Origin of the sequence: Bifidobacterium sp. MSK.17.10, assembly GCF_019129655.1 — a bacterium.
GTDB lineage: Bacteria > Actinomycetota > Actinomycetes > Actinomycetales > Bifidobacteriaceae > Bifidobacterium > Bifidobacterium adolescentis.
On sequence record NZ_JAHOJD010000002.1, the window covers coordinates 155,712 to 180,033 of the forward strand.

At 60.8% G+C, this 24,322-nt stretch carries 20 protein-coding genes; 16 read left to right on the plus strand and 4 right to left on the minus strand.

Annotated elements, in window-relative coordinates:
- Positions 1 to 24: 24 nt before the first annotated feature.
- From dnaE to glnA, 8 genes are all read left to right on the plus strand, one after another.
- Positions 25 to 3,615 carry a DNA polymerase III subunit alpha gene (dnaE, locus tag KSX58_RS02130; RefSeq protein WP_003810836.1) on the plus strand — a complete coding sequence of 1,197 codons (3,591 nt, stop codon included), beginning with the start codon at positions 25 to 27 and terminating at the stop codon, positions 3,613 to 3,615.
- 210 nt (positions 3,616 to 3,825) lie between these two features.
- On the plus strand, positions 3,826 to 5,208 hold the full coding sequence (hisD, locus tag KSX58_RS02135) for a histidinol dehydrogenase (RefSeq protein WP_217735889.1): 1,383 nt from the start codon (positions 3,826 to 3,828) through the stop codon (positions 5,206 to 5,208).
- Positions 5,205 to 6,380: a histidinol-phosphate transaminase gene (locus tag KSX58_RS02140; protein ID WP_011743464.1), complete on the plus strand. Its 1,176-nt coding sequence runs from the start codon at positions 5,205 to 5,207 to the stop codon at positions 6,378 to 6,380. The genes hisD and KSX58_RS02140 overlap by 4 nt, the downstream gene beginning before the upstream one ends.
- 170 nt (positions 6,381 to 6,550) lie before the next feature.
- A complete protein-coding gene (gene hisB, locus KSX58_RS02145; RefSeq protein ID WP_003810831.1) occupies positions 6,551 to 7,150 on the plus strand; it encodes an imidazoleglycerol-phosphate dehydratase HisB in 600 nt (199 codons plus the stop codon).
- Positions 7,150 to 7,920 carry a hypothetical protein gene (locus KSX58_RS02150; RefSeq protein WP_003810830.1) on the plus strand — a complete coding sequence of 257 codons (771 nt, stop codon included), beginning with the start codon at positions 7,150 to 7,152 and terminating at the stop codon, positions 7,918 to 7,920. Before hisB ends, KSX58_RS02150 begins: the two co-directional genes overlap by 1 nt.
- Before the next feature lie 51 nt (positions 7,921 to 7,971).
- Positions 7,972 to 8,619, plus strand: coding sequence for an imidazole glycerol phosphate synthase subunit HisH (gene hisH, locus KSX58_RS02155; RefSeq protein WP_035010613.1), 648 nt, complete (start codon positions 7,972 to 7,974; stop codon positions 8,617 to 8,619).
- A gap of 111 nt (positions 8,620 to 8,730) precedes the next feature.
- Positions 8,731 to 9,456: a bifunctional 1-(5-phosphoribosyl)-5-((5-phosphoribosylamino)methylideneamino)imidazole-4-carboxamide isomerase/phosphoribosylanthranilate isomerase PriA gene (priA, locus tag KSX58_RS02160; protein WP_003810825.1), complete on the plus strand. Its 726-nt coding sequence runs from the start codon at positions 8,731 to 8,733 to the stop codon at positions 9,454 to 9,456.
- A gap of 62 nt (positions 9,457 to 9,518) precedes the next feature.
- Positions 9,519 to 10,856, plus strand: coding sequence for a type I glutamate--ammonia ligase (gene glnA, locus KSX58_RS02165; RefSeq protein ID WP_080863127.1), 1,338 nt, complete (start codon positions 9,519 to 9,521; stop codon positions 10,854 to 10,856).
- A gap of 171 nt (positions 10,857 to 11,027) precedes the next feature.
- Here glnA and KSX58_RS02170 read toward each other — a convergent pair whose 3' ends face one another.
- Positions 11,028 to 11,954 (minus strand): hypothetical protein, encoded by a 927-nt coding sequence (locus KSX58_RS02170; protein WP_003810821.1) that lies wholly within the window; start codon positions 11,952 to 11,954, stop codon positions 11,028 to 11,030.
- Between the two features lie 91 nt (positions 11,955 to 12,045).
- Here KSX58_RS02170 and KSX58_RS02175 point away from each other — a divergent pair, with 91 nt between their 5' ends.
- Positions 12,046 to 13,251 carry an MFS transporter gene (locus KSX58_RS02175; protein ID WP_217735883.1) on the plus strand — a complete coding sequence of 402 codons (1,206 nt, stop codon included), beginning with the start codon at positions 12,046 to 12,048 and terminating at the stop codon, positions 13,249 to 13,251.
- A 15-nt stretch (positions 13,252 to 13,266) separates the two neighbouring features.
- Here KSX58_RS02175 and KSX58_RS02180 read toward each other — a convergent pair whose 3' ends face one another.
- Positions 13,267 to 13,986 carry a hypothetical protein gene (locus tag KSX58_RS02180; protein ID WP_124917283.1) on the minus strand — a complete coding sequence of 240 codons (720 nt, stop codon included), beginning with the start codon at positions 13,984 to 13,986 and terminating at the stop codon, positions 13,267 to 13,269.
- 555 nt (positions 13,987 to 14,541) lie between these two features.
- Between KSX58_RS02180 and KSX58_RS02185 the strand changes: the two genes are divergently transcribed.
- The 7 genes from KSX58_RS02185 (at position 14,542) to KSX58_RS02215 (ending at position 19,518) form a co-directional block, all read left to right on the plus strand.
- The gene (locus tag KSX58_RS02185) at positions 14,542 to 15,198 is read left to right on the plus strand and encodes a response regulator transcription factor (RefSeq protein ID WP_033499736.1); all 657 of its coding nucleotides are present in this window, start codon (positions 14,542 to 14,544) and stop codon (positions 15,196 to 15,198) included.
- A gap of 1 nt (position 15,199) precedes the next feature.
- The gene (locus KSX58_RS02190) at positions 15,200 to 15,424 is read left to right on the plus strand and encodes a hypothetical protein (protein ID WP_003810808.1); all 225 of its coding nucleotides are present in this window, start codon (positions 15,200 to 15,202) and stop codon (positions 15,422 to 15,424) included.
- 94 nt (positions 15,425 to 15,518) lie between these two features.
- Entirely contained in the window at positions 15,519 to 15,686 is a 168-nt protein-coding gene (locus tag KSX58_RS02195; RefSeq protein ID WP_155115299.1) for a hypothetical protein, read from the plus strand.
- A gap of 203 nt (positions 15,687 to 15,889) precedes the next feature.
- Positions 15,890 to 16,582: a hypothetical protein gene (locus KSX58_RS02200; RefSeq protein WP_050750192.1), complete on the plus strand. Its 693-nt coding sequence runs from the start codon at positions 15,890 to 15,892 to the stop codon at positions 16,580 to 16,582.
- A gap of 22 nt (positions 16,583 to 16,604) precedes the next feature.
- Positions 16,605 to 17,246, plus strand: a complete 642-nt coding sequence (locus KSX58_RS02205) for an ATP-binding cassette domain-containing protein (RefSeq protein WP_034984655.1) — start codon at positions 16,605 to 16,607, stop codon at positions 17,244 to 17,246.
- Positions 17,247 to 17,268: 22 nt separating this feature from the next.
- Complete coding sequence (locus KSX58_RS02210; protein WP_003810796.1) at positions 17,269 to 18,360, plus strand: hypothetical protein; 1,092 nt, start codon at positions 17,269 to 17,271, stop codon at positions 18,358 to 18,360.
- An 81-nt stretch (positions 18,361 to 18,441) separates the two neighbouring features.
- On the plus strand, positions 18,442 to 19,518 hold the full coding sequence (locus KSX58_RS02215; RefSeq protein WP_003810794.1) for a hypothetical protein: 1,077 nt from the start codon (positions 18,442 to 18,444) through the stop codon (positions 19,516 to 19,518).
- Positions 19,519 to 19,563: 45 nt separating this feature from the next.
- Here the strand turns inward: KSX58_RS02215 and KSX58_RS02220 are convergent, their stop codons facing one another.
- Both KSX58_RS02220 and KSX58_RS02225 read right to left on the minus strand, forming a co-directional pair.
- Positions 19,564 to 23,673, minus strand: a complete 4,110-nt coding sequence (locus tag KSX58_RS02220; RefSeq protein WP_217735882.1) for a DUF3418 domain-containing protein — start codon at positions 23,671 to 23,673, stop codon at positions 19,564 to 19,566.
- On the minus strand, positions 23,670 to 24,314 hold the full coding sequence (locus KSX58_RS02225) for a class I SAM-dependent methyltransferase (RefSeq protein WP_003810789.1): 645 nt from the start codon (positions 24,312 to 24,314) through the stop codon (positions 23,670 to 23,672). The genes KSX58_RS02220 and KSX58_RS02225 overlap by 4 nt, the downstream gene beginning before the upstream one ends.
- Between the last annotated feature and the right edge of the window lie 8 nt (positions 24,315 to 24,322).

Below are 24,322 nucleotides of genomic sequence, written 5' to 3' on the forward strand. Positions count from 1 at the left end.
TGAAGCCCAGCTAAATTGGAACGCATGGCTACTTCCGCAAATTTCGTGCAACTGCATAATCACACGCATTATTCGCTGCTCGACGGCGCATCGAAAATACCGGATCTGGTCAAGCGCGCCAAGGAACTGGGCATGCCGGCCGTCGGCATCACCGACCACGGCAACATGCATGGCGCGTATGAGATGTGGAGCGCCGCGGTCAACGCCGGCATCAAGCCGATCATCGGCATCGAAGCCTATGTGACGCCGGAAACCGCACGTCAGGACCCCACCCGTGTGAGCTGGGACACCAACTGGAATCCGGATCTGGATCCGCTGCATCGCCGCCGTAACCCGGATGATGTGTCCGGCGGCGGTGTCATCACCCACCTGACCATGTGGGCAGAAAACGACGAAGGCCTCGTCAACCTCATGAAAGCCTCCACCGACGCGAACCTTGAAGGCCGAGTCATGCGCTATCCGCGTATGGATAAGGAAATCCTCGCCAAATATTCGAAAGGCATCATCGCCTCGTCCGGCTGCCCGTCGGGCATCATCCAGACTCGTCTGCGCCTGGGCCAGTTCGATGACGCGTTGCGTGCCGCCGGCGAATTCCAAGACATTTTCGGCCGCGATAATTTCTACATCGAATTCATGGACCACGGCCTGAAAATCGAAAAGCAAGTGACCGACGGGCTGCTCGACATCGCAAAAAAGCTCAACGCGCCGCTGCTGGCCACCAACGATTCCCATTACACGCGTGCCGAAGACGCCGGCGCGCAGGACGCCATGCTGTGCATCAACTCCGGCTCCACGCTGGACGAGCCGGGCCGATTCAAATTCGACGGCACCGGCTACTACATCAAATCCGCCGAGGAAATGCGCGAACTGTTCAAAGACCTTCCCGAAGCGTGCGACAACACGTTGGAGATCGCCGAACGCTGCAACGTCATGTTCGACGATCATGAAGACGGCGCGTTCATGCCGCAATTCGACTGTCCGGAAGGCTGGGACGAGACGTCGCTGTTCCTGAAGAAGGTCGAGGAAGGCCTGGAACGCCGGTACAACGGCAAGCCGTCGCTCGAAGTGCTGCGGCAGGCCGACTACGAATGCGGCGTGATCTGCCAGATGCAGTTCTGCGGCTACTTCCTCGTCGTGGCCGACTACATCAACTGGGCGAAGGCCCACGGCGTGATGGTGGGGCCGGGCCGTGGCTCCGCCGCAGGCGCCATGGTCGCGTATGCGATGGGCATCACCGAACTTGATCCGCTTGAACACGGTCTGATCTTCGAACGATTCCTCAATCCGGAACGTGTCTCACTGCCTGATATCGACGTCGACTTCGACCCGGACGGTCGTGGACGCGTGCTCGACTACGTGGGTGAGAAATACGGACGTGACAAAGTGGCGCAGTGCGTGATCTACGGCACCATCAAAACCAAGCAGGCGCTGAAGGACTCCGCCCGCATCATGGGATACGACTTCTCCGTCGGAGACAAGATCACCAAAGCCCTGCCTCCCGCACAGACCGGCGGCAAGGACATTCCGCTGCACGACATCTTCGACCCAAGCGCGAAACGATACGCGGAAGCACGCGAATTCCGCGAACTGTACGATTCCGACCCGGACGCGAAACGCATCACGGACGAGGCGATGGGCATCGAAGGTCTGATTCGTCAGACCGGTGTGCACGCCTGCGCCACCATCATGGGCAGCGAGCCGATCACCAACACGTCGCCGCTGCTGGAACGTACCGACGGCACCGTCACCACCACGCTCGAATACCATACGTGCGAAACGCTTGGTCTGGTCAAGATGGACTTCCTCGGACTTTCCAACTTGACGGTGATCCGAGACACCCTGAACAACATCGAGGCGAACGGCAAGGAACGCATCGACCATACGAAGATTCCGCTGGACGACCGCCCCACCTACGACCTGCTGTCCCGTGGCGACACGCTCGGCGTGTTCCAGCTCGATTCCGACGGCATGCGCTCGCTGCTGAAAACGTTGAAGCCGAACAACTTCAACGATATTTCCGCACTGATCGCGCTGTACCGTCCAGGTCCGATGGATATGGATTCGCACACCAACTATGCGAAGCGCAAGAACGGTCTGCAGAAGATCACGCCAATCCACCCCGAAGTGGCCGAACCGCTTAAGGAAGTGCTCGACGAGACCTACGGTCTGATCGTCTACCAGGAGCAGGTGCAGTCCGCGGCGCGAATCCTCGCCGGCTATTCGCTGGGCAAGGCAGACGTGCTGCGTCGAGCGATGGGCAAGAAGAAGCCGGAAGTGCTGGCCAAGGAGAAGATTCCGTTCTTCGCCGGCATGAAGGAGCATGGATATTCCGAAGAGGCCGCGCAGGCCGTGTGGGACATCCTCGTACCGTTCTCCGGCTACGCGTTCAACAAGGCGCATTCGGCCGCATACGGTTTGATCTCCTACTGGACCGCGTATCTGAAAACGCATTATCCGGTGGAGTTCATGGCCGCCCTGCTGCAAGGCGCCAGCACGAACAAAGACAAGACCGCGCTGTACCTGGGCGAGGCGCGACGCATGGGCATCCAGGTGCTTTCTCCGGACGTGAACGAGTCGGTGTACGAGTATTCGGCAGTCGGCGACGTCGTGCGATTCGGCCTCGGCGCCATCCGCAACGTCGGCAAGAACGCGGTCGATGCGATCATCGCGGAACGTGAGAACGGCCACGGCAAGTACGTGAACTTCACCGATTTCATCAAACGCGTGCCGTTGGAGGCGCTGAACAGGCGATTGGTGGAATCGCTGATCAAGGCCGGCGCGTTCGACTCGATCGACCCGAACCGTCGTGCGCTGTTCACCATCCACGAAACGGCCATCAATTCGGTCGTCGGCCTGAAACGCAAGCAGGCGGAAGGCCAGTTCGACCTGTTCGCCGACCTGGACGATTCCAAAGAGAACGATTCCGCCATGGGAGACGCCATGGTGCAGGTGCCCGACGTGGAGGAGTGGGACAAGAAAACCAAGCTCAACTTCGAACGTGAGATGCTTGGCCTGTACGTGTCCGACCATCCGTTGAGCGGCATGCAGTCGATTCTGGTGTCGTTGCGCGAAATGTCGATAGCGCACCTGATCGACCGCGCGGGAAGCATGCCGGACGGCCAGCAGGTGACGATCGCGGGCCTGATCACGAACGTGGACCGCCGCGTGTCGAAAAAGGGCAATCCGTGGGCCATCGTAACCGTCGAGGATCTGGAAAGTTCCATCCAATGCATGTTCTTCGGCAAGGTGTACGAGGCCGCCGCGCCCGAGCTCGCCGTCGACACCGTGGTACAGATCCGCGGCCAGGTGGAGAAGCGCGATGAGACAGTGAGCATGCGCGCCACCGAATTCACCGTGCCGACGTTGGAGGCGCAGGATGAACGTCCGCTGACGATTGTGCTGCCGCCGATCGCGCTCGACCAGTCGCATGTGCGGCGGCTCGGGCAGATTCTGACCAGCCATCCCGGCCCGTGCGAGGTGAAACTGGCGTTGATGGACGACAAAGGCAACGCCAAGGTGCTGACGTTCGGAGACCGGTTCCGCGTCAAACGCGACACGTCGCTGTTCGCCGAAATCAAGATTCTCTTCGGACCGAGCTCGCTTCCGTTGGCCTGAGCGGTTTGACTTGAACGGTTTGACCTGAACAGGTTTTTGATTGCCGGCCGATGCTGAATGGCGTCGACCGGCATATATTTTTCGCGGAAATCGGCATGGCATGGAAAACGGCGGATCTGCGTGTCTCACAATGCGGCTGAATGTGAGACGACGGGACGTTCTCGTGACTTGGCGTTGTTACCATGGGGCGTTATGAGCGAAGAAAACTATATGCGAATCATTGACCTGCGCGGCAAGAAGCTGACTCGAGCTGAAATGCTGGAAGCCATGCCCCGCGCCGAGATGGGCACCAACGAGGCCACTGAGCTCGTACAGCCGATTCTCGATGATGTGAAGGCCCGCGGCGCTGCGGCCCTGCGCGACTTCGCGGAGAAGTTCGACCATATCCGTCCCGAGCATCTGCGTGTGCCGGTCGAGGCCATGAAGGCCGCCGTCGACGAGCTCGATCCGGAAGTGCGCGCCGCCATCGAGGAATCCGTGCGCCGCTGCCGCGCCGTATCCGCATCCCAGGTGCCGGCCCCGTTCCACACCGACCTGGCCGAAGGCGCGCGCGTCGCCGAACGTTGGATTCCGGTGCAGCGCGTCGGCCTGTACGTGCCGGGAGGCAAGGCCGTCTACCCGAGCTCCGTCATCATGAACGTGGTGCCGGCGCAGGCCGCAGGCGTCGAATCGCTGGCCATCGCCACCCCGCCGAGCCGCAGCAACTCCGACGGCCTGCCGGACAAGACCATCCTCGCCACCTGCGCCATCCTCGGCGTGGACGAGGTGTACGCGGTCGGCGGCGCTCAGGCCATCGCCATGTTCGCTTACGGCGCCAAGGGCTCCGAACCGCAGGACGGCGAGATTCTGTGCGATCCGGTGGACAAGATCACCGGCCCGGGTAACATCTTCGTCGCCACCGCCAAGCGCATGGTCTCCGGCATCGTCGGCATCGACGCCGTCGCCGGTCCGACCGAAATCGCCATCATCGCCGACAAGGGTGCCAACCCAAGCTGGCTCGCCGCCGATCTGATCGGCCAGGCTGAACATGACGAGCTCGCCGGTTCCGTGCTTATCACCGACAGCGAAGACATCGCCGACAAGGTGCAGGAGAACCTCAAGTACCGCGTGCCTCGCACCGAGCACGCCGAGCGCGTCAACACGTCGCTGCGCGGCCGCCAGTCCGGCATCATCCTCACAGACGGCATCGAACAGTCCATCGACGCGGCCAACGCGTACGCGGCCGAACACCTTGAAGTGCAGACCGCTGATCCGGATGCCGTGATCGCCAAGATCCGCAACGCCGGCGCCATCTTCCGTGGCCCGTACTCCCCGGTTCCGCTGGGCGACTACATGTCCGGTTCCAACCACGTGCTGCCGACCTCCGGCACCGCGCGCTTCGCCGCCGGCCTCGGCGTGCACACCTTCATGAAGCCGGTCGAAGTCATCGAATACGACGAGCAGGGACTGAAGACCCTCGCCGCCCGTGTGAACGCCTTCGCCGTCTCCGAAGATCTGCCGGCACACGGCGAATGCGTGCTGAGCCGCTTCATCGACGACCCGTACAACAAGGCGACCATCAAGGAACAGGAAGAGCAGGCCGGCCTCCGATGAGCGAGACTTCCAGCAACGCGATTCCGGCATATCTGCCGCTGCGCAACGACCTGATCGGCGAAGAACCGTACGGCGCGCCGCAGCTCGACGTGCCGGTGTGCCTCAACGTCAACGAGAATCCGTACGCGCCCGAACCGGCCGTGGTGGAAACCATCGCCCAGCGTGTCAAGGAGATCGCCCCGACGCTCAACCGTTATCCGGACCGCGAGCACATCGAACTGCGCAAGGCGTTCTCCACATATCTGGAACGCGAATCGGGCGTGAAGCTCAGCGTCGACCAGTTGTGGGGCGCCAACGGCTCCAACGAGATCATGCTGCAGCTGTTCCAGGCGTTCGGCGGCCCCGGCCGCATCGCGCTCGGCTGCGATCCGACGTACTCCATGTATCCGGAATACGCGCGCGACACGTTCACCACGTGGAAGCTTGCGCATCGTAACGCCGACTTCACGCTTGACGTGGACGCCACCATCAAGGCGATCGAAGACGTCAAGCCGGCCATGATCGTGCTCACCAGCCCGAACAATCCGACCGGCACCCCGCTCAAGCCGGAAGATCTGAAGCGCGTGCTCGAAGCCGCCCGTACCGCCGAAGTGGCAGGCGCCGCCGAAGGCGTGCATCCGGTGGTCGTGGTGGACGAGGCGTACATCGAATTCCGAGATCCGGGCACGCCCACCGCGCTGGAACTCATCGGCGAATACGAAAACCTCGCCGTCAGCCGCACCATGAGCAAGGCGTTCGCCTTCGCCGGCGCACGCGTCGGCTACCTGGCCGCCAACAAGGGCATCATCGACTGCGTGCGCATCGTGCGCATGCCGTACCACCTGTCCGCCGTCACCCAGGCCGCCGCCCTCGCCGCGTTCGAACACACCGACGAACAGCTGAGCCGCGTGGCGCACCTGCGCGAAACCCGCAACGCCACCTCCGCATGGCTCAAGGAGCAGACCTACAAGGGCCAGCCGCTCGAAGTGGCCGAAACCCAGTCGAACTTCATTCTCTTCGGCGGCCATTTCGACGACCGCGACCGCATCTTCGACGAACTGTTGAAGCGCGGCGTGCTCATCCGCGTCGTCGGTCCGGAAGGCTGGATGCGAGTGTGCATGGGCACCGACGAGGAAATGGCACGGTTCCGTGAGGCGTTGGTCGAAGTGCTGCGCATCGTGGAACAGGGCTGAACAAGCCGGAACGCAAGCTGGGATACTGTCCGGAACGGAAGTTCGTGACAGTATTCGGCAATAAGCTTGAAACAGAACAGAATCGCGGTGGCTGCGGAAGACGCAACCACCGCAATCGCAATATCGTAGCTGTAATATCGCAACTGCAACATCGCAAAAGGAGTCGCAACATGGCACGTACTGCAACCATCGTTCGTGAAACCAGCGAATCCAAGGTGGAGCTGAGTCTCAACCTCGACGGAACCGGCAAAACCGACATCGACACATCCGTGCCGTTCTACAATCACATGATGACGGCGCTCGGCAAGCATTCGCTGATCGACCTGAAAATCAAAGCCGCCGGGGACACCGACATCGACGCGCACCACACCGTCGAAGACATCGCCATCGTATTCGGCGAGGCTCTGAAGCAGGCCCTCGGAGACAAGCGTGGCATCCGCCGTTTCGCCGACGCCACCGTGCCGCTCGACGAGGCACTCGCCAAAGCCGTCGTCGACATTTCCGGCCGCCCGTACTGCGTGTGCACCGGAGAGCCGGAAGGCTTCGAATACTGCATGATTGGCGGGCATTTTACCGGTTCGCTCGTTCGCCACGTCATGGAATCCATCGCCATGCATGCCGGCATCTGCCTGCACCTGCACGTGATTTCCGGCCGCGACCCGCACCACATCGCCGAAGCCGAATTCAAGGCTTTGGCCCGCGCATTGCGTTTCGCCATCGAACCCGATCCGCGCGTCGACGGCATTCCCAGCACGAAGGGCGCGCTGTGATGTCCGACGACAAGGACGATTTGAACGGTTTCGACGGCTTGGGGAAGACCAACGACGACGGCATGCATTTCAGCGAAGAGGAGCTGGAAGCGGCCATGGCCGGCTTCGAAAAGGAATTCCAGGACGAGGAAGCTGCCCAACAGAACGATGCTCCCGCGCAGGTGCCATTCGATCAGCCGGATGAGACGGTTAATTCCGATGCGTCTTCCGACGAATCGCAGGACGGCCTGCAATCGAAGGAAGCCGACGCGGTACTGTCCGAAGCCGAGAACTCGCTGTCATTCGACGACGAGTTGCAGGGACTGCTGGGCAACCGTGCGAAAGTCGCGGTGATCATCACCCGACTTGCCTCCGCACGCCTGTTCGCCGCATTCTGCCAACTGTCCGACATCTCCGCGCAATGCCTCGCCTCACCGCAAGGCGCGGTCGCTGTATTACGCAATCTCGACGGCGATGGCCCGGAAGCGGCCATCAAAGATCTGACCACCGTGGTCTCCGGCATGCCTGCCGTCCTCGCGATCAACCGTGCGGACAAGCTCGAGGCGACGATGTACCTGCAAGGCAAGGTCGGCCAGACGTTCGCGCCACCGGTGCTGCTCACCTCCACCGCGCCGTTCGTCGAAGACCTGCTGCTGGGCATCACCGACGTTCAGGGGGTGCGTGATTCCGGCGTGGAAACCGTCGATTCCGCAAGCCTGACCCGTGATGACGCCATGAAGATCCTCGCCGAGCACACGCGATTCGGTCGTGGTTCGTCAAGCATCGAATAAGTTTTTCCCCGAAGGATGGATTCTTCGGCAAGCAAAAGAAGGAGAGCGCCCATGACTTCCGTGGTGGTGTTCGATTACGGTTTCGGCAACGTGCGTTCCATGGTGCGCGCGCTGGCCAATCTCGACCTCGACGTGACCCTCACGTCCGACCATCGTCAGGCTCTGGAAGCCGACGGACTGGTGGTGCCGGGTGTGGGCGCGTTCGGCGCATGCATGGAAGGACTGAAAAGCGTCGGCGGAGACAGGGTCATCAAAGACCGTCTGCGCGCCGGCCGCCCGGTGCTCGGCGTCTGCGTGGGCGAGCAGATCATGTTCGAACGTGGCATGGAACATGGCGACGGCACGCCCGGTCTCGGTCTGATCAAGGGCGATGTCGAGCTGCTCGACGCCGACGTGGTGCCGCACATGGGTTGGAACACCGTCGAAGCGCCGGAAGGTTCCGTGCTGCTCAAGGGCGTGGAGAACGAACGATTCTATTTCGTGCACTCCTTTGCCGCGATGAGCGCTTCGCCTGCCGACACCTCCGCCGACCAGCTGGACTTCGGCGACGCGGAAGAGCATGTGACGTGGTGCACCTACGGGCGCAGCCGATTCGTGGCCGCCTACGAACGTGGACCGTTGTTCGCCACGCAGTTCCATCCGGAGAAATCCGCCGAAGCCGGCGCGCAGCTGCTGCGTAACTGGGTTGCGACGTTCTGAACGCGGATTCGCGCAAGGCAATCGCAACAATCGCAAAATCGTAAATTCAAATCGGTAATCGCAAGATCCGTTGAACGGCCGAAAACCGTTCAACGCAACGAAAGGTATGACATGTCTTTGACGCTGCTTCCCGCCGTCGACGTCCGTGATGGCAAGGCCGTGCGCCTGCGCCAAGGCGAATCCGGCTCCGAAACCGACTACGGCTCCCCGCTGGAAGCCGCCCGCACGTGGGTGGAATCGGGTGCGGAATGGATCCACCTCGTCGATCTCGACGCCGCATTCGGCACCGGCAACAACCGTGACCAGCTGCGCGCCATCGTCAAGGAACTGGGCGACAAGGTCAACATCGAAATGTCCGGCGGCGTGCGCGACGACGCCTCGCTCGACGCGGCGCTCGAAGCCGGCGCGGCCCGCGTGAACATCGGCACCGCGGCTCTGGAGAACCCCGACTGGACCGCTTCCGTCATCAAGAAGTACGGCGACCGTGTGGCCGTCGGCCTTGACGTGCGCGGCCACACCCTCGCGGCCCGCGGCTGGGTGAAGGAAGGTGGCGACCTGTTCGAGACCATGAAGTTCCTCGACTCCGTCGGCTGCTCCCGTTACGTGGTCACCGACGTGGCACGCGACGGCATGATGAGCGGCCCGAACATCGAGCTGCTGCGCGAAGTGGCGTCCCGCACCGACGCGAAGGTCACCGCATCCGGTGGCATCTCCAAGCTCGACGACCTGCGCAACATCAAGGAGCTCGCCGAACTGGGCGTGGACGCCGCGATTCTCGGCAAATCGCTGTACGCGCGCGCCTTCACGCTGGAGGAAGCCCTCGAAGTCGCACGCTGACATGTCGCGACACGGCATGTGTTAACGACGTTCGTAACATGCGCATGGAACGATTGGACACTATGGATAAACAGCAAGAGTTTGCTTTGCGCACGGTCGAGGAACGCGACGTGCGCTTCATTCGTCTATGGTTCACGGATGTGTTGGGAACACTGAAGTCCGTGGCCATCGCGCCGGCGGAACTGGAAGCCGCATTCGAGGAAGGGCTCGGATTCGACGGTTCCGCCGTGGAAGGCCTCACCCGCGTGTCCGAAGACGATATGATCGTCAAGCCCGATCCGTCGACGTTCCAGATTCTTCCGTGGCGCGGAGGCCCGCAGGGCACCGCGCGCATGTTCTGCGACGTGCTCACGCCTGATGGTGAGCCGTCCTTGGGTGACCCGCGCCACGTGCTCAAGCAAGCGCTGGCCAAGGCCAAGGAGAAGGGTTTCACCTTCTACGTGCATCCGGAGATTGAATTCTATCTGTTTGAAAAGCAGGATGACTGGGCGCAGACTCCGAAGCCGATCGATGAGGGCGGCTACTTCGACCATGTGCCGCGCAGCCCCGGCATGGACTTCCGCCGCGCCACCGTCAACATGCTCGAGCAGATGGGCATCTCGGTGGAGTACTCGCACCACGAGGCGGGGCCAGGCCAGAACGAGATCGATCTGCGATATGCGGACGCGCTCACCACGGCCGACAACATCATGACCTTCCGCACCGTCGTCAAGGAGATTTCGCTGGAGCGAGGCATCCATGCCAGCTTCATGCCGAAGCCTCTCGCCGACGCTCCGGGCTCCGGCATGCACACGCACTTGAGCCTGTTCGAAGGTGACGCCAACGCGTTCTACGAGGCCGGGCAGGAATTCAACATGTCCGTCACCGCACGACAGTTCGCGGCCGGCATCCTGCACCATGCGGCTGAGATTTGCGCTGTCACCGACCAGTACGTCAACTCCTACAAGCGTCTGTGGGGCGGTGCCGAGGCGCCGAGCTATATCTGCTGGGGCCATAACAACCGTTCCGCGTTGCTGCGCATCCCGCAGTACAAGCCAGGTAAGGGCAACTCCGCCCGTATGGAATTCCGCGCGTTGGACCCGGTCGCCAATCCGTACCTCGCATACTCCGTGCTGCTGGCCGCCGGACTCGATGGCATCGACAAGCAGATGCAGCTGGGCGAGCCCACCAGCGACGACGTGTGGGAGCTCACCGACGCCGAACGCCAGGCCATGGGCATCCAGCCGCTGCCGGAATCGCTTGACGAGGCTCTGAAGATCATGGAGAAATCCGACTTCGTGGCGGATGTGCTCGGCGAGCATGCGTTCGAATACTTCCTGCGCAACAAGCATCAGGAATGGGATGAGTACCGCAAGCAGGTCACCCCGTTCGAGCTGAAGAAGTATCTGCCGAAGCTGTGATCGCGGACCATCGATAGAAAAAACGTCATACACGAGGCCGCCGTCCGGAACATAAACCGGGCGGCGGCCTTGCTCGTGCGTTTCGCACACGTCTATGGCGGAAAGGCCACGGGGAATCGGTGTCGGACTGGTCGAGGATATGCTCGAACGGCATATCCTCATTGGGATGCATCAGCCTCGCGGGCTGCCGAACATCGAATGGTAGATAATCGCGAAATTGCGGTTGCCGTATGACGAGCAGGAATCGCCTTCACCGGCCCCCGCTTCGAGCGCCGCGGCATTCGGCTGATACGGGGTGTATATGTACAGCAGCGCGGTCGCTCGGTTCTCGATGTACACGTTGCTGCCGCCGCAGCTGGCATTTGGATTGTACTGGATGTAATTGAGCCGTCCGGCATGGTAGCCGTAGCGTCCCTCGTGCCGAAGATAGTACTGGTACCGTTTGGCCGCGCCGTACACCTGTTTGAAGAAGCCGGCATAGGTGGGGTCGCAGTTCGCATCATCCGGGCAGCTCAGGCCCATCGCCGCTTTGAATTGGAAATCGTTTGGATTGGTGGCCGTGAGCAGATGCTGCTCCTTTTGCAACACGGTGAGCAGCACCTTCTGGCTGATGCCGCATGCCTTGCCCGCCTTGTAGACAATCGCCGCCGCGCTTTCGTTCGGGCCACCATCATAAGCCTGGCAATATTCGTCCGCGGACTGCGATTCGGTGCTGAACGTCATGGACTTCAGGCATCGTTCGCCACTGCAGGCCACGCCCTGCTGTTCGATGATGGTGCTGACCTGCTGCTCGCTCAACGCATTGCCGTTGAAGAACGTGCCGTCGGAAATGATGTTGCCGGGATTGAAGTCGTATTGCGACTGCGACTGGCTTTGCGCGGTGAGCGCCTCGTTCACCTGCACGCGCCAGCCGATGAAGCGCACCGCCCCCACGATGATGGCGATCGCCGCGATCGCTGCCACGGTCGCGGTGGCGACCATGCCGATGCGTGCGATGGGATTCGCCTTCCGCCACATGGTGCGGAGATTCTTGAGATTGAGGGGCTTGCGATTGCGGGTTTTCCGTGCTTTGCGCGTGCTGTTCGTCTTGCGTGTCATCGTGCGTCATATTGTATCGCGCATGGCATAATGTTGCCTCGGATTGGTTACGTCAATCGATTGATGTCCCGGTGTGGAAGGGAGATGCGGCATGGCAAAGGAACGGTTCTTCAATCTTCCGGTGCTTATCCTGATCGCCTCGAGTTTCATGCTTGGCATGAGTGAATTCATCGTGGTGGGCATCCTGCCCGACATCGCAGCCGATCTGAAGATATCGGAGGTGACGGTCGGCAATCTGGTGTCCCTGTTCGCCTTCGTGTATGCGCCCGTCACCCCGCTCGGATCCGCGCTGTCGGCACGGTTCCCGCGATTCGCTACGCATCTGACGCTGATCGGCATATTCCTCGCAGGCAACATCCTATGCGCGTTCGCGCCCAACTACGTGGTTCTGGTGGTGGCGCGCATCATGATCGCCTTGGTATCCGGAACGTTGGTGGCTGTGGCTATGACGTACGCGCCCGATGTGACAACGGACAGATTCCGTACGAAATTCATCGCATGGGTGTTCTCCGGCTTCTCCATCGCATCCGTGGTGGGCGTGCCGGTCGGCACATGGGTGGCCAACACGTTCGGTTGGCGTTGGGCGTTCCATATGATCAATGTGCTCACCATCGTTCTCATCATCGGCATGGTCATGGTGCTGCCGCGCAACAGCCACATCGTGAAGATCGGATTCCTGCCGCAGTTCCGCCTGTTCTTCGACCGCCGCATCCAGTTGGGCGTGCTCGACGTGGTGTGCGGCGCGGCCGCCAGCTACGTGTTCTACACATACCTGACTCCGATCATGCGCGATGAAGTGCATGTGCCTGAACAGTACTTGAGTGTCGGACTGGTGATCTTCGGCGCGGCCTGCCTGTGGAGCAACCTGTATGGCGGCAAGCTCGCGGACCGGGGCAGGGGAGTGGAGCCGCTGACGCACATCCGTCCCATCTACTGCGCCCATGCGGTGCTCATGGCGTCGCTTGTCGTGGCGCATTGGGTACCGGTATACGGCGCGCTGCTGCTGGTGGTGCTCGGCATGTTCATGTACCTGCAAAATTCCGCGTCCCAAGTGCTGTATATGGACGTCGCCTCGCAGTCGCATCCCGGATCGTTGAACCTGGCCGCGTCGCTCAACTCCATGTCGTTCAACATCGGCATCGCGATCGGTTCCGCGGTCGGAGGTCTAATCAACGGCCATTTCGGACTGATGTGGCTCGGCCCCGTCGGCGCGCTGTTCCTGGTATGCGCCATCGCCATCACCACGTTCCTGCGCCCGTTCGTCGCGCAGGAACGAGACTTCTATGCTGATATATGACGGGGAACACGGTGGTCAGCCGAGCGGCTTCCACTGATCGGTGTCATTGACGTCCCCGAACGACGCGCCGTTCGCCACCCAACAGCTTTGCATTTCCGCGTTTGAGAAATCCACTGTGGTGGGCTGGTTTTTGGCGTGCGCGTCCAAATCCTTCTTGTACGCTTCCTTGTCGTAGTTTTTCGGCACGATACCGGCCTTATGCAGGCAATCGACCATGGCCTGGTCGCCATCGGAAAGCATGCCGGGATTGCCGATCTGCATCTGGTATACACCGGTCACCGCAATGACTTCAGTGTTATAGCATTTGTTCTCATCCTCGTTGAACTTCTTGCGCTGTTGGTCGCTCATGCCGGTGGTATCCCGCATGGCGATCATGTACAGGCCATTGGAGAACTGCCTGAGCACCGGTGTCGTATACCCATAGCCGGTCACGCACTGCTTGTAATTCGACCAGGCAAGCTCGTAATCCGGTTTCGATACGCTTCCCGACTTCCTGGAACGTTTCAGAATCGTCTTCTGAGCGTCGCTCATGGGATACTTGGTATCGGGTTTGGCGTCCAAATCAAGAAGAAAATCGATGTAATCCGGTATCGAATTCGCGATTTTGGATTTGGATGTGTCGCTGCCGGCACTTCCGGTCGGCTGTTTCGTATCCTGCTGGTCGACAGCCACCCCACAGCCCGCGCAGCCGATAAGAGTTATGCCTACCAAGCATGTGGTGATGTTTCTCAACACATGGACTATTCCATTCCGCATGGTGATCGAGCTTCCTAATACTGATAATATTCAACATAATCATTTTGAGTCAATGAAGAGCCTCCGCTGACTGAGGCGGAGCAATGTTGCTTAGCGAGCGCTCTGCTTGTCTGCGAATGTTGCGTCCTATCTTGCTGTGCGTAGCAATATTGGTTATGGTAATCGGTTTGAGTCCTTACATATGAACTTGTCGGTTGCACACTCCATTCAACATGATAAGGGCCCTCGCTATATGAGCCACTGGTGACAGGGTACCGACATACAGCACTCGCCACGGCAGTGGCGCCGAAGCATATTCCGACAGCTGCTATTGATGCGGCAATTGTTTTCGCTAATTTATTGTGTTTCATCCAGGACATCATCGTCCACCTTTCATCATCATATCGAACTGCCTTGGCCCGGTGATTCATATGATATGAGTTGTTTTACGGGGTTATTGCGAACGATCTACTCAATATGAGTAAGGGGTGGTGATGAAATGATGTATTGTATTGCGGCAGGGGGATGTTTCCCGGGGGGAAGGAGCGTTGTACCATGACGGGGAAAACGGTTGGTGGTCCGAAGATATTGCTTGTTGACGATGACAAAATCGTCATCGAGGCGCTGACTGACCTATTCAAGCGGATTCTTCCGGCGGTGGGTATCGTCGATTCGGCTACCAGCGGCGTTGAGGCTTTGGAATTGTTTGCATCAAATGCCGACCAATATGCTCTTGTGCTGCTTGATATGTCGTTGGAAGGTATGCAAGGCCCGGAAGTCTGCCGTCGCATGCGGTTGATGGACTGTTCCACGCCGATTCTCGGCATGACCAGCTTCAGTCTGAACCGGTATCGCGTGCCGCTGGCGGCGGCTGGCGCGCAGGGGCTTGTCGGTAAAGGTGACGAGACGCAGCTCGAACAAGCCGTCTCCCGTGTCCTTTCAGGATGTTTCCTGCCCGGTTTTGAAACTCCGATGGCGGCTTATGCGAAGCTGAAATGCGATACTCAAGCGGAGTCCACGCTCACCAACATGCAGGAAACCATCATGAATCTGTGCGCGAACGAGTATCTGACGGATGGAGAGATAGCCGAACGGCTCGGCATATCCATCGCCACCGTGCGCAAGCACATGCAGAACATCGTCAAACGACTGAACTGCCGTACGCAACGGCAAGCCATCATCACATGGCTGAAACGTGGGAACGGGCGCTGACATGACCGAAAAGAACGGAGCGTTCCGGTTGTCGGATATGCCGCGAATCAAACATCCGTTCCGTCTTGCGGCCATCATGACGTGCGAACTTCTGATGGTCTATGAGGCGGTGTGCCACCCCGGTTCGCCAATGGCATTGATGTTTACCGTCATGCAGATTATGCTGACCGGTCTCGCCTATTTCTGGTCCCGTGCGCGCGTCCGTATGCCTATCATAAGGATGTGATCGGCCGGTTGATTGGCGAGGTGTACGCGAACGTTTCGCGTCATGCGCCTTCCGGAGGCAAGTACGAGGTGTCGGTTCTGGTGAAGACGATTCCTTGGAAATCACTGAAGTGAATGATATGGGTGCCTGGCATTCCGGCAGCCTGCCCGGCGGCCATGGTCTCAGACAGTTCGCGGCTGAAATCGAGCATATCGGAGGAAGTCTTTCCACCGATTGCGAGAACGGCATATGGATGTTCCACGCGCGCATTCCGTTTGACTGATGGCTTTCCGGCGCGGAGAACGGGGTAAATGCAACGAGCCGGTGGATGATGCTGGGGAACACCTGGTTCCACATACCCATATTGGGTATGCCGCGCGTGACGGCAGGTCTTGGGGGTCTAGACTAGGGGATAAAGCGGGTCATGGCGGCCTGACGGCTGCGTCGTTTGTGAGGGGGCTGATGACGATGTCGAGGAAAACGGGCATGCGTGGCAAAGCTATTGCCGTCATATGCTGTCTCGCTTTGCTTGTCGGCTGCACGGGCTGCGGGGCACTGAAAGAAGGCTTGCGACGGGAGCGTCAATCCCAGCAGGGTCAATCATCGCAACAGGGTGAACGAATCGCGTCGTCGCTGAAGGATTATGCGCGATCGTTGTTGGATTCCGACGGCGGCAAAATATCCGATCAGCAGAAGTCTGCACTGGAGAAGGCCGCTTCGGGCGGAAAGGTGAGTCAGGCCGACTACGAACGCGCATGGGCGGATTACAAGCAGTGCATCATAGACAAAGGCTATGCCGAGCCGACGTTCGACAAGTACGACAACGGCATTTACGCTCTGCCCTCGTACAACACCGATGGTGCCAGCAAAGAGGCGATCCGCAAACTCAATGACGATCTGACATCCTGCAGTATGCTGCATGTCACGGATATCAACACCGTGTACAGGCTCCAGTTGGGCAATCCGAAGCTGCTGCTCAATGACAAGGAGGTGGCGGCCGACTGTCTGCGCAAGGAAGGCATAAAGCCCAAAGACTACATCGCCGATAAGCTGGAGAAGGATTTGGAATCCGGAGAAAGCGCAGGACTGCGCGATAACAGGAAGGCGCTGACCTGCTTGGTGACGGCCGGAGTGAACGTGACCGCCTCGGATGAGACGGTCTGGTATCCGCTGAAGTAGTCTGATGCGCGAAGGGGCTCATATGCGAGTGGTTGTGGAAGGGCTGGCCCACCGGTTCCCGGGGACAGACCTGCTGTTCGAGCATCTTGATTTCGTGGCGGAACCTGGCTCCACCATCGCGGTATGCGGACCATCCGGTTGTGGTAAATCGACATTGCTGTCGATTCTCGCCGGTTGGGAGAAACCATATGCCGGAACCGTAACCCGTGAAGGCGTGAACCGTGTGGGATGGGTGTTTCAAAACCCGTACGGTGTGGCGGAACGCACCGCGCTCGACCACGTGGTGTTCCCGCTGCTCGCCAAAGGCATGCGGCGCAAGGAAGCGGAGCTCAAAGCCTTGGAAGCCATGGGGCTGTTCGACCTCGAATACGCGGCCGACCGCCGGTTCTCCGACCTCTCCGGCGGCGAGGCGCAACGTCTCATGCTGGCACGTGCCGTCTGCTCCAAACCCGACATGCTGCTCGTGGACGAGCCGACCGCTCAATTGGATACGCGCACCGCGCATTCCGTCAGCCATGTGCTGAACAACCTTTCCGGCCAAGGCATGATCGTGCTCGTGGCCACACACGATCCCGACACCCGCGACGCCTGCGACCGTGTGCTCGACCTCGCCGACTACGCGCCAGGCGGCAGCAAATCGCAGGAACCGGAATTGGAAGAATAGACGAATAGAAAGGCATCGATTCATGGGAAAGAAGCAACGGGGCACTAAAGTCATGAACAACGGTGCCAGACGCGGACGACTCGCATGGGCTTGGAGCCTGCTCGCCGTGGCAACCGCCATATGCGTGTCCGTGGGAGCATGCGCGCTGCTCTTGCCAGACCGCGCGCCGGCATTGCTCGGCTCGGCAGGGGAGACGACCACCGCGCCAGCCAGCGTGCAGGAATACTCCGGTAGCCAGCAAGTGACGGTTGTGCCCACCATCTCCACCGAACGTAATCTTCTCGGCAACGCCAACGGCACCGTCACCGCCGACTGGTCCGCAGACGGACTCGCCTCCGGCAAAGGCGCATACAAAGTCAACGACCGCGTGGTCGTGGCCTTGAACACCGCCACACCCCTATACCGTGACCTCAAAACCGGAGACAAGGGCGACGACGTGCTCGCACTGAACAACGAGCTGAGCCGACTCGGATACAACAGCGTGGCCGGTTCCGACACCTACTGGTGGGCAACATCCGACGGCTGGCGGCAACTCATGAACGACAACGGCAACCCCTCCGACGGCACGCTTGCGCTTGCCGACACCATGTGGATTCCTGAAAACGCAGTCGCGGTCGACGAGTGGACGGCCACCACAGGTTCCATGGTGACGGGCGGTACGGCAATCGGAAAAATACCGGGAGCGTTGACGAAACTCACCGTGAAAAACGGCGCGGCGGTAGGACAGGATCGCACTATAGGCATGTATGGCGTCAATGGAATATTGCCGGCCGATAACACGGAAATCACCGACGCCGAATTCCTGCGTAATGTGTCGGCAAGCGAAACGTTCCAGTCCATGGACATGCAGACCAAAAAGGCCGGTCTCGATGCCACCGTGGCATTGAAGGAACCATTACAGGTGCTGCGTGTGCCGGCGGGAGCGGTGTTCGGCATCGACGGCAGCAGCGGCTGCATCGTACCAAAATCCCGTAACACATCCAATACGCCGGCGAAGGTGACGATTGTGGGCAGCGAGCTGGGCGTGAGTCTGGTGCAGGTACAGGATGCCGACGCGTCCGCGATCGCCAACGTCGAAATCGGCAGCGGGCTCAACGGGCTGGTTTGCAAATAGTCGGCGGACGAATCGCAAGAAACCGTTGAACTTCGCCAAACAGTGTGAAAACCGCATGAAACCGCCAATAAGGAAGCGTATATGAGACTTGGATCGGTGCTTTCCGAAGCGCTGCGCAACATCGGCTCGGGCGTGAGCCGCGCGTTCGCCATGTTCCTCGCCGTGCTGCTCTCCGGAACGCTGCTGGGCGGATATGAGGCGATGACCGTGATCGACTTGGAATCGCAGGCCGTGCAGCGCATCAACGCGTACGCTGACGTCAACGCCATCGTCGGTGGAACGGTGGATGGCACCGCATGCGACCGGTTGTCCGACGCTGGCGATGGAATGACGGGCACCTTGGCTGGCGCGATGCGTGCCGGCAAACAGGTCGTGCCACTCGCGACACCCGGCAAGGACATCTCATCGTATGACGTGACACCCGGTATGATCCGGCTGATCGCCGGCAATGCCAAGGCCGACGTGTCCGGCGTATGGGTGCCGCGCGACGTGGCCAAGGACTTCGGGCTCGCCGTGGGCAGCGCATTGCAGACACGCGAAGGCACTACGCGTGTGGCTGGTGTGTTCGACTGGCCGAACGATGGGCGTGACACGCGTTTCGCCTACGCGTTCATCGTGCCGGTGTCGGCGAGCGCTTCGACGTTTGACGAATGCTGGGTCAAGCAGTGGCCGGTTGATGGGCAGACGGAGAATCTGCTGTATGCCACGTTGGTGGCGGGTTCCGGCTCGTCGAATGCGGGTGTGACGCAGGTGAATAAGGGGTTTGATGCGCATTATGACGCGCGTGCGTCGTATGTGAATCGTTCGACGCGGTGGATGCCGTGGGTGGGGTTGGCGATTGGCGTGTTGGTTGGTGTGTTTGGTGTGCGCCGGCGTAGGTTGGAGTATGCGGGTGCGTTGCATTCGGGGCAGTCGAAGGGTGCGCAGTTGCTGGGTATTGGTGTGGAGACCGGTGTTTGGGCCGGGCTGGCTACGTTTGCTTCGTGTGCGTTGTTGTTGGCGTATGCGGTGCGGATGAGCCGGTCCGATTGGGCGGCGGTGTTGGCGGCTGCGGTGCGTACGCCGTTGGCTGTGTTCGCCGGTGTGATGGTGGCGAGCCTGTTTGCGGGGTTGTTGATTCGGGAATCGCAGTTGTTCCGTTTCTTCAAGAAGCGTTGACGGGTTTGAAGAAACGGAACAATCCGTTGGGGTTTTGGCTGGTGGCTAGGCGATCGCCTTTTTGATGCGTTGCAGGCTGATCGGTTTCGGCGTGCCGAGTTCCTGCGCCCACAGGGACACGTAGAATTCCTCCAGCATCCAACGTACGGTTTCCGCCTGCTTCATCAGCGTTTCGTGGCGTGGGCCGGCTGGTTCACGTTGTGCTTTCGCCATGGTGTTGTCGGCGAGTTGTTTGGCTTCGTCGGCTTCCCAAGCCCATCGCACGTCGCGGTTCTTGTCGTTTTTCGCCTTGGTGAGGCGCAGCAGGTCGGCGTGCAGGTATCGTTCGATGGACGGCAATGCGTCCGGTGGCGTCTTGCCGATGAAACCGGGGAAGACGAGCGTGGCGATGTGCTCGCGGATCGACTGCAGCACGCTCAGCAGGGGCAGGTCGGCTTTGCCGGACACGGCTTTGTCGACTTCCGCATACCGTTTCAGTATGGCGATCACGTCATGCGCCACCGCATACACGGTGTCCTCGTACACTTCGCGCACGTCGAGCACTGCGTTGGCGAGCGCTTCGTCGTCGGGCAGCTGGTCGACGTTGGGCAGGAGTCGTTTGACGGCGGCCAATTGCAGGTCTTCGGTGAGTTCCTTCGTGGATTTGTAGGGGGCGGAGGCGAGCATGAGCGCTTCCGTGCCGAGCCAGCGTGAGGAGATGCGTTCACCGGGCAGGCGCAGTGTGTCGAGTGCACCTTGCCAGAGCATGGTGGCGCGTGCTTCGGTGGTTGCTCCCGCTTTGTTGAGCAGGTTGGCTTTTTCGACGATTTTGCCTTGGTCTCCGGCGTTTCGGGCTTGTTTCTCGACCATGTGGCGTGCGGAGGCTTTGGCTTGTTCTGCGAATTTGCGTTGCAGGTCGACGAGTGATTTGCCGGTGCCGAGTGTTTTGGCGGGGCCTCGCGCGTGCCGTCTGCCGTGCTGGTTCTTGCGGTTGGGTGGCAGCTGCTGTTCCACGGCGAAGGTCATGCGCAGGTATGGTGCGAGCTTGTTCCATAGTTCTCCGGTGAGGACTTCCGGGTGGATTTGCGCGCCGACGATGCTGATGGCCGCTTGGGTGAACGCGTGTGGCAGGTCGGGCCATGTGGCGACGCCATCCTCGTTTTCGGGGGCCAGGTTTGGTTTTTGCTGGCTTCCGGAGCCGGGTAGGTCGGGGTAGCGTTCATCGATCCAGGCGCGGATCCTGCGTGCCGTGTCCGGGGCGGGTACGAACTGTACGCGCAGGGTTTTCGGCAATGATTTGATCATGCCGATGATGAGCTCGTCCAGCAGTCCCGGCACGTTCCATGTGAACTGTTCCGGGGTCAGCCGCGACAGCGCCTTCAACGGCACGTGCACGGTGACGCCGTCGTTCGGGTCGTGCGGATCGTAGATGTAGCTCAACCTTAGGTCGATGGGGGAGCCGTCGGTGCCGAGCGTATGCCAATGGTCGGGATAGTCGTCCAAGGACACCGAATCGGAGTCGGCGAGGCGTTCCACCTTGTCCGGGTCGAAATCCAGCAGGTCGGGCTGCTCGTCGTGCCTTGTCTTCCACCATTTCGCCAGGTCGGCCACGCTGGTGACGGTGTTGGGGATGATGGCGTTGTAGAAGTCGAACAGGTCCTCGTCGCCGACGGTCTGCGCCACCTGGCGGGTGCGGCTCGCGTCGTCGGCCGCGTCTTCGAGGATGTCGCGGTTCCGTATGACGAAATCGTCGTAGGAGAACCGTTGCTGGATGTCGCCTTCCACCAGGCCTTGGCGGATGAGGAAGTCGCGTGCCTCGAGCGGGTTGATGCGTCCCCATTGCACGGTGCGGTCCTGCACGATCGGCAGGCCGTACAGGAGCACCTTCGCGCTCGCCACGGCCGAGCCACGCGAACCGGACCAGTGCGGATCGGCGTAGGTGGTGCGCGTCAACGCTCCGGCGAGCGGTTCGGCCCACGCTGGGTCGATTTCGGCGGAGTACCGCGCCCACAGCCGGCTTGTCTCCACCAGTTCGGTGCTCATCACCCATTGCGGGGTCGACTTGGCTACGGCGGAGGCGGGGAACAGGGCGAAATGCGTGCCGCGCGCGCCCTGATAGTCGTTCTTCGCCATCTTCTGCGCACGTTTCATCGCGCGTGCCCGTGCCGCTCCCTTGAGCCCGGCGAAATCGGAAGCCTTCGGCTCGCGCACGATCTGCATGCCCATCATGGACAGCAGGCCGGAAAGCATGGACGTGTGGATGCCCTGCGCGTCCCATGAGCAGCACAGCGAATGCGCTGCCTGCTGGTTGAGCGGTAGCTGGCGGATTTCCAACGGTGGGCGGGACACGGGAATCGGCTCGCCGAGCTTGAATGTGAACTCCCGGCACATTTCGCGCAGCTGGGCGACCAGATCCTTCCATTGGCGCATGCGCAGCCAACTCAAGTACTCGGTCTTGCAGATGCGGCGCAGTGCGGAATTGCTTGGTTCGCCATCAGCTTGGAACACGCGGTCCCACAGGTTCAACGCGGTCAGGAAGTCACTGGTCGGGTCCGCATACCGGTTGTGGATGCGGTCCGCCTCCTCACGGTTCTCATCGGGACGTTCGCGCGGATCCTGCAGGCTGAGGAACGCCACGACCACCAATACGGCGGCCAGTGTGTTCGGCGTGGTTGACTTCGCGGCCTCGATGATCATGCGGCCCAAACGCACGTCGATCGGGATGCGCGCCAGCATGCGGCCCGTATGCGTCAACACCACTTCGCCATGCTTGCGGGCGATGGCCTTCAGTTCGGTCAGCTCGTTGAAACCATCGGACACGGCCTTCATATCCGGCGGGTCGATGAAACCGAAATCCGTCACATCCCGCGCGGTGCGCGCCACGCCCACCGACAGCATGTGCAGGACGACCGCGCCCAAGGACGTGCGTAGGATCTCCGGCTCCGTGAATTCGGGACGCGTCTCGAAATCCTCACGTGAGTACAGGCGGATCGCGATGCCGTCGGCGATACGGCCGCAGCGGCCCGAACGTTGGTTCGCGCTCGCCTGGCTGATTGGTTCGATCGGCAGCCGCTGCACCTTCGCCGTCTTCGAATAACGGGAGATGCGCGCCGTGCCCGGATCGACCACATAGCGGATGCCCGGCACCGTCAACGACGTTTCGGCCACGTTCGTGGCGATCACGATGCGCTGATGCTCGTGCGGCTCGAACACCTTATGCTGCTCCTTCGAGGAGAGCCTGGCGAACAGGGGCACGATCTCGATTGCGTCGGGGCGGCGCATGTCCGCCGCGCGCGGTCCGTAATGGCGGCGCAGCGCGTTTTCGAATTCGTGGATGTCGCGCTCGCCGGAGGCGAACACGAGGATGTCGCGTGGCCCGCGGTCGTGGCTTGAATGGATGACCAGTTCGGCGCAGGCGCGTGCCACGGCGGTGGGCATGTCCACGTTCGTATCGCGTGAATCGCGGCCATCCCTACCATCCGGCGCTGCGGACAGGCTCTCGTAGTCAGCGTCTCCCGGCATCGCGCCGGTTTCGAAGCCCGGCACGGAGCGCATCAGCGCCGGCGCGGTACCCAACGGCTCGTACACGATCTGCACGGGGTAGGTGCGTCCCGACACTTCGATCACCGGCACTTTCGTATGCAGCGCGTGTTCGAAATGCTCCTGGAACTTCACCGAATCGATGGTGGCGGACGTGATGACGAGCTTCAGATCGCGTCGTTTCGGCAGCAACGCGGTCAGATAGCCGAGCAGGAAGTCGATGTTCAGGCTGCGCTCATGCGCCTCGTCGATGACGATCGTGTCGTACTGCATGAGCTTGGGATCGCGTTGGATCTGCGCCAGCAGAATACCGTCCGTCACGACGCGCAGGCGCGTCTTCGGCGAGCTTTCGTCCGTGAAACGCACCTGATAGCCGACTTCCTCACCCAACGTCACGCCCATTTCGCTGGCGATTCGTTCGGCGACGGTACGTGCGGCAAGCCTGCGCGGCTGCGTGTGCACGATCTGCCTGCCGTGCGAACCGCGCCCCAGCTCAAGCAGGATCTTCGGCAGCTGCGTGGTCTTGCCGGAACCCGTCTGTCCGGAGACGATCACCACCTGGCTCGACTTGACGGCTTCGGCGATTTCGTCGCGAGCCGCGGAAACCGGCAGTTCGGAAGGATATTCGAATCTCATGCCCTCACAACCTCGATGACGCGGAAGCCTTTCGAACTCGCGTACTTGCCCACTTCAAACCCGTCGCCCAACTGCGTGGCGAGCCACGGAATCAGCGAATCGGAACCCAGATTCCTCTGCACCACCAGATAGGCGGCACCGCCCGCGTTAAGCCGCGGCAGCCACGTCATCAGCAGCTCGTGCAGAGCCTCCTTGCCGACGCGGATCGGCGGATTCGACCAGATCAGATCGAACGTGAGAACGGCCGGAACCTGCTCGGCGGTGACGGCATGGATATTGCCCATGCCGTTCAACTCGGCGTTGCGGCGCGTGAGCTCAAGCGCGCGTTCGTTCACATCCAACGCCCAGATATCGGCCTTGGGCGATTCGAAACCCAACGTCAGCGCGATCGGACCCCAACCGCAGCCCAGATCAAGGAACGTGCCCTCCTCCGGCGGTTCCGGCGCCTGGCGAAGCAGCACCGACGTGCCCAAATCCACACGATTGCCGGAAAACACGCCGTTCGACACTTCCACATCCGCCTCATTGCCACGCAACGTGACATGCAGCTTCCTGCGCACGTCCTTCGACTGCGGTTCCGCCGCGAAATACTGCTCGGCCTGTGCCATGCTCTCTCCTTGCAAACGTTCGTCCTCCGGCATCCGCGCGG

Bases quoted from the DNA above. Each gene is read 5' to 3' on its own strand.
- hisB (WP_003810831.1), top strand. From the start codon at position 6,551: ATGGCACGTACTGCAACCATCGTTCGTGAAACCAGCGAATCCAAGGTG.
- KSX58_RS02220 (WP_217735882.1), bottom strand. From the start codon at position 23,673: ATGAGATTCGAATATCCTTCCGAACTGCCGGTTTCCGCGGCTCGCGAC.
- KSX58_RS02225 (WP_003810789.1), bottom strand. From the start codon at position 24,314: ATGCCGGAGGACGAACGTTTGCAAGGAGAGAGCATGGCACAGGCCGAG.
- KSX58_RS02175 (WP_217735883.1), top strand. From the start codon at position 12,046: ATGGCAAAGGAACGGTTCTTCAATCTTCCGGTGCTTATCCTGATCGCC.
- KSX58_RS02200 (WP_050750192.1), top strand. From the start codon at position 15,890: ATGCGTGGCAAAGCTATTGCCGTCATATGCTGTCTCGCTTTGCTTGTC.
- KSX58_RS02215 (WP_003810794.1), top strand. From the start codon at position 18,442: ATGAGACTTGGATCGGTGCTTTCCGAAGCGCTGCGCAACATCGGCTCG.
- KSX58_RS02205 (WP_034984655.1), top strand. From the start codon at position 16,605: ATGCGAGTGGTTGTGGAAGGGCTGGCCCACCGGTTCCCGGGGACAGAC.
- KSX58_RS02170 (WP_003810821.1), bottom strand. From the start codon at position 11,954: ATGACACGCAAGACGAACAGCACGCGCAAAGCACGGAAAACCCGCAAT.
- KSX58_RS02190 (WP_003810808.1), top strand. From the start codon at position 15,200: ATGACCGAAAAGAACGGAGCGTTCCGGTTGTCGGATATGCCGCGAATC.
- KSX58_RS02185 (WP_033499736.1), top strand. From the start codon at position 14,542: ATGACGGGGAAAACGGTTGGTGGTCCGAAGATATTGCTTGTTGACGAT.
- hisH (WP_035010613.1), top strand. From the start codon at position 7,972: ATGACTTCCGTGGTGGTGTTCGATTACGGTTTCGGCAACGTGCGTTCC.
- priA (WP_003810825.1), top strand. From the start codon at position 8,731: ATGTCTTTGACGCTGCTTCCCGCCGTCGACGTCCGTGATGGCAAGGCC.
- KSX58_RS02140 (WP_011743464.1), top strand. From the start codon at position 5,205: ATGAGCGAGACTTCCAGCAACGCGATTCCGGCATATCTGCCGCTGCGC.
- dnaE (WP_003810836.1), top strand. From the start codon at position 25: ATGGCTACTTCCGCAAATTTCGTGCAACTGCATAATCACACGCATTAT.
- KSX58_RS02210 (WP_003810796.1), top strand. From the start codon at position 17,269: ATGGGAAAGAAGCAACGGGGCACTAAAGTCATGAACAACGGTGCCAGA.
- hisD (WP_217735889.1), top strand. From the start codon at position 3,826: ATGCGAATCATTGACCTGCGCGGCAAGAAGCTGACTCGAGCTGAAATG.
- glnA (WP_080863127.1), top strand. From the start codon at position 9,519: ATGGATAAACAGCAAGAGTTTGCTTTGCGCACGGTCGAGGAACGCGAC.
- KSX58_RS02150 (WP_003810830.1), top strand. From the start codon at position 7,150: ATGTCCGACGACAAGGACGATTTGAACGGTTTCGACGGCTTGGGGAAG.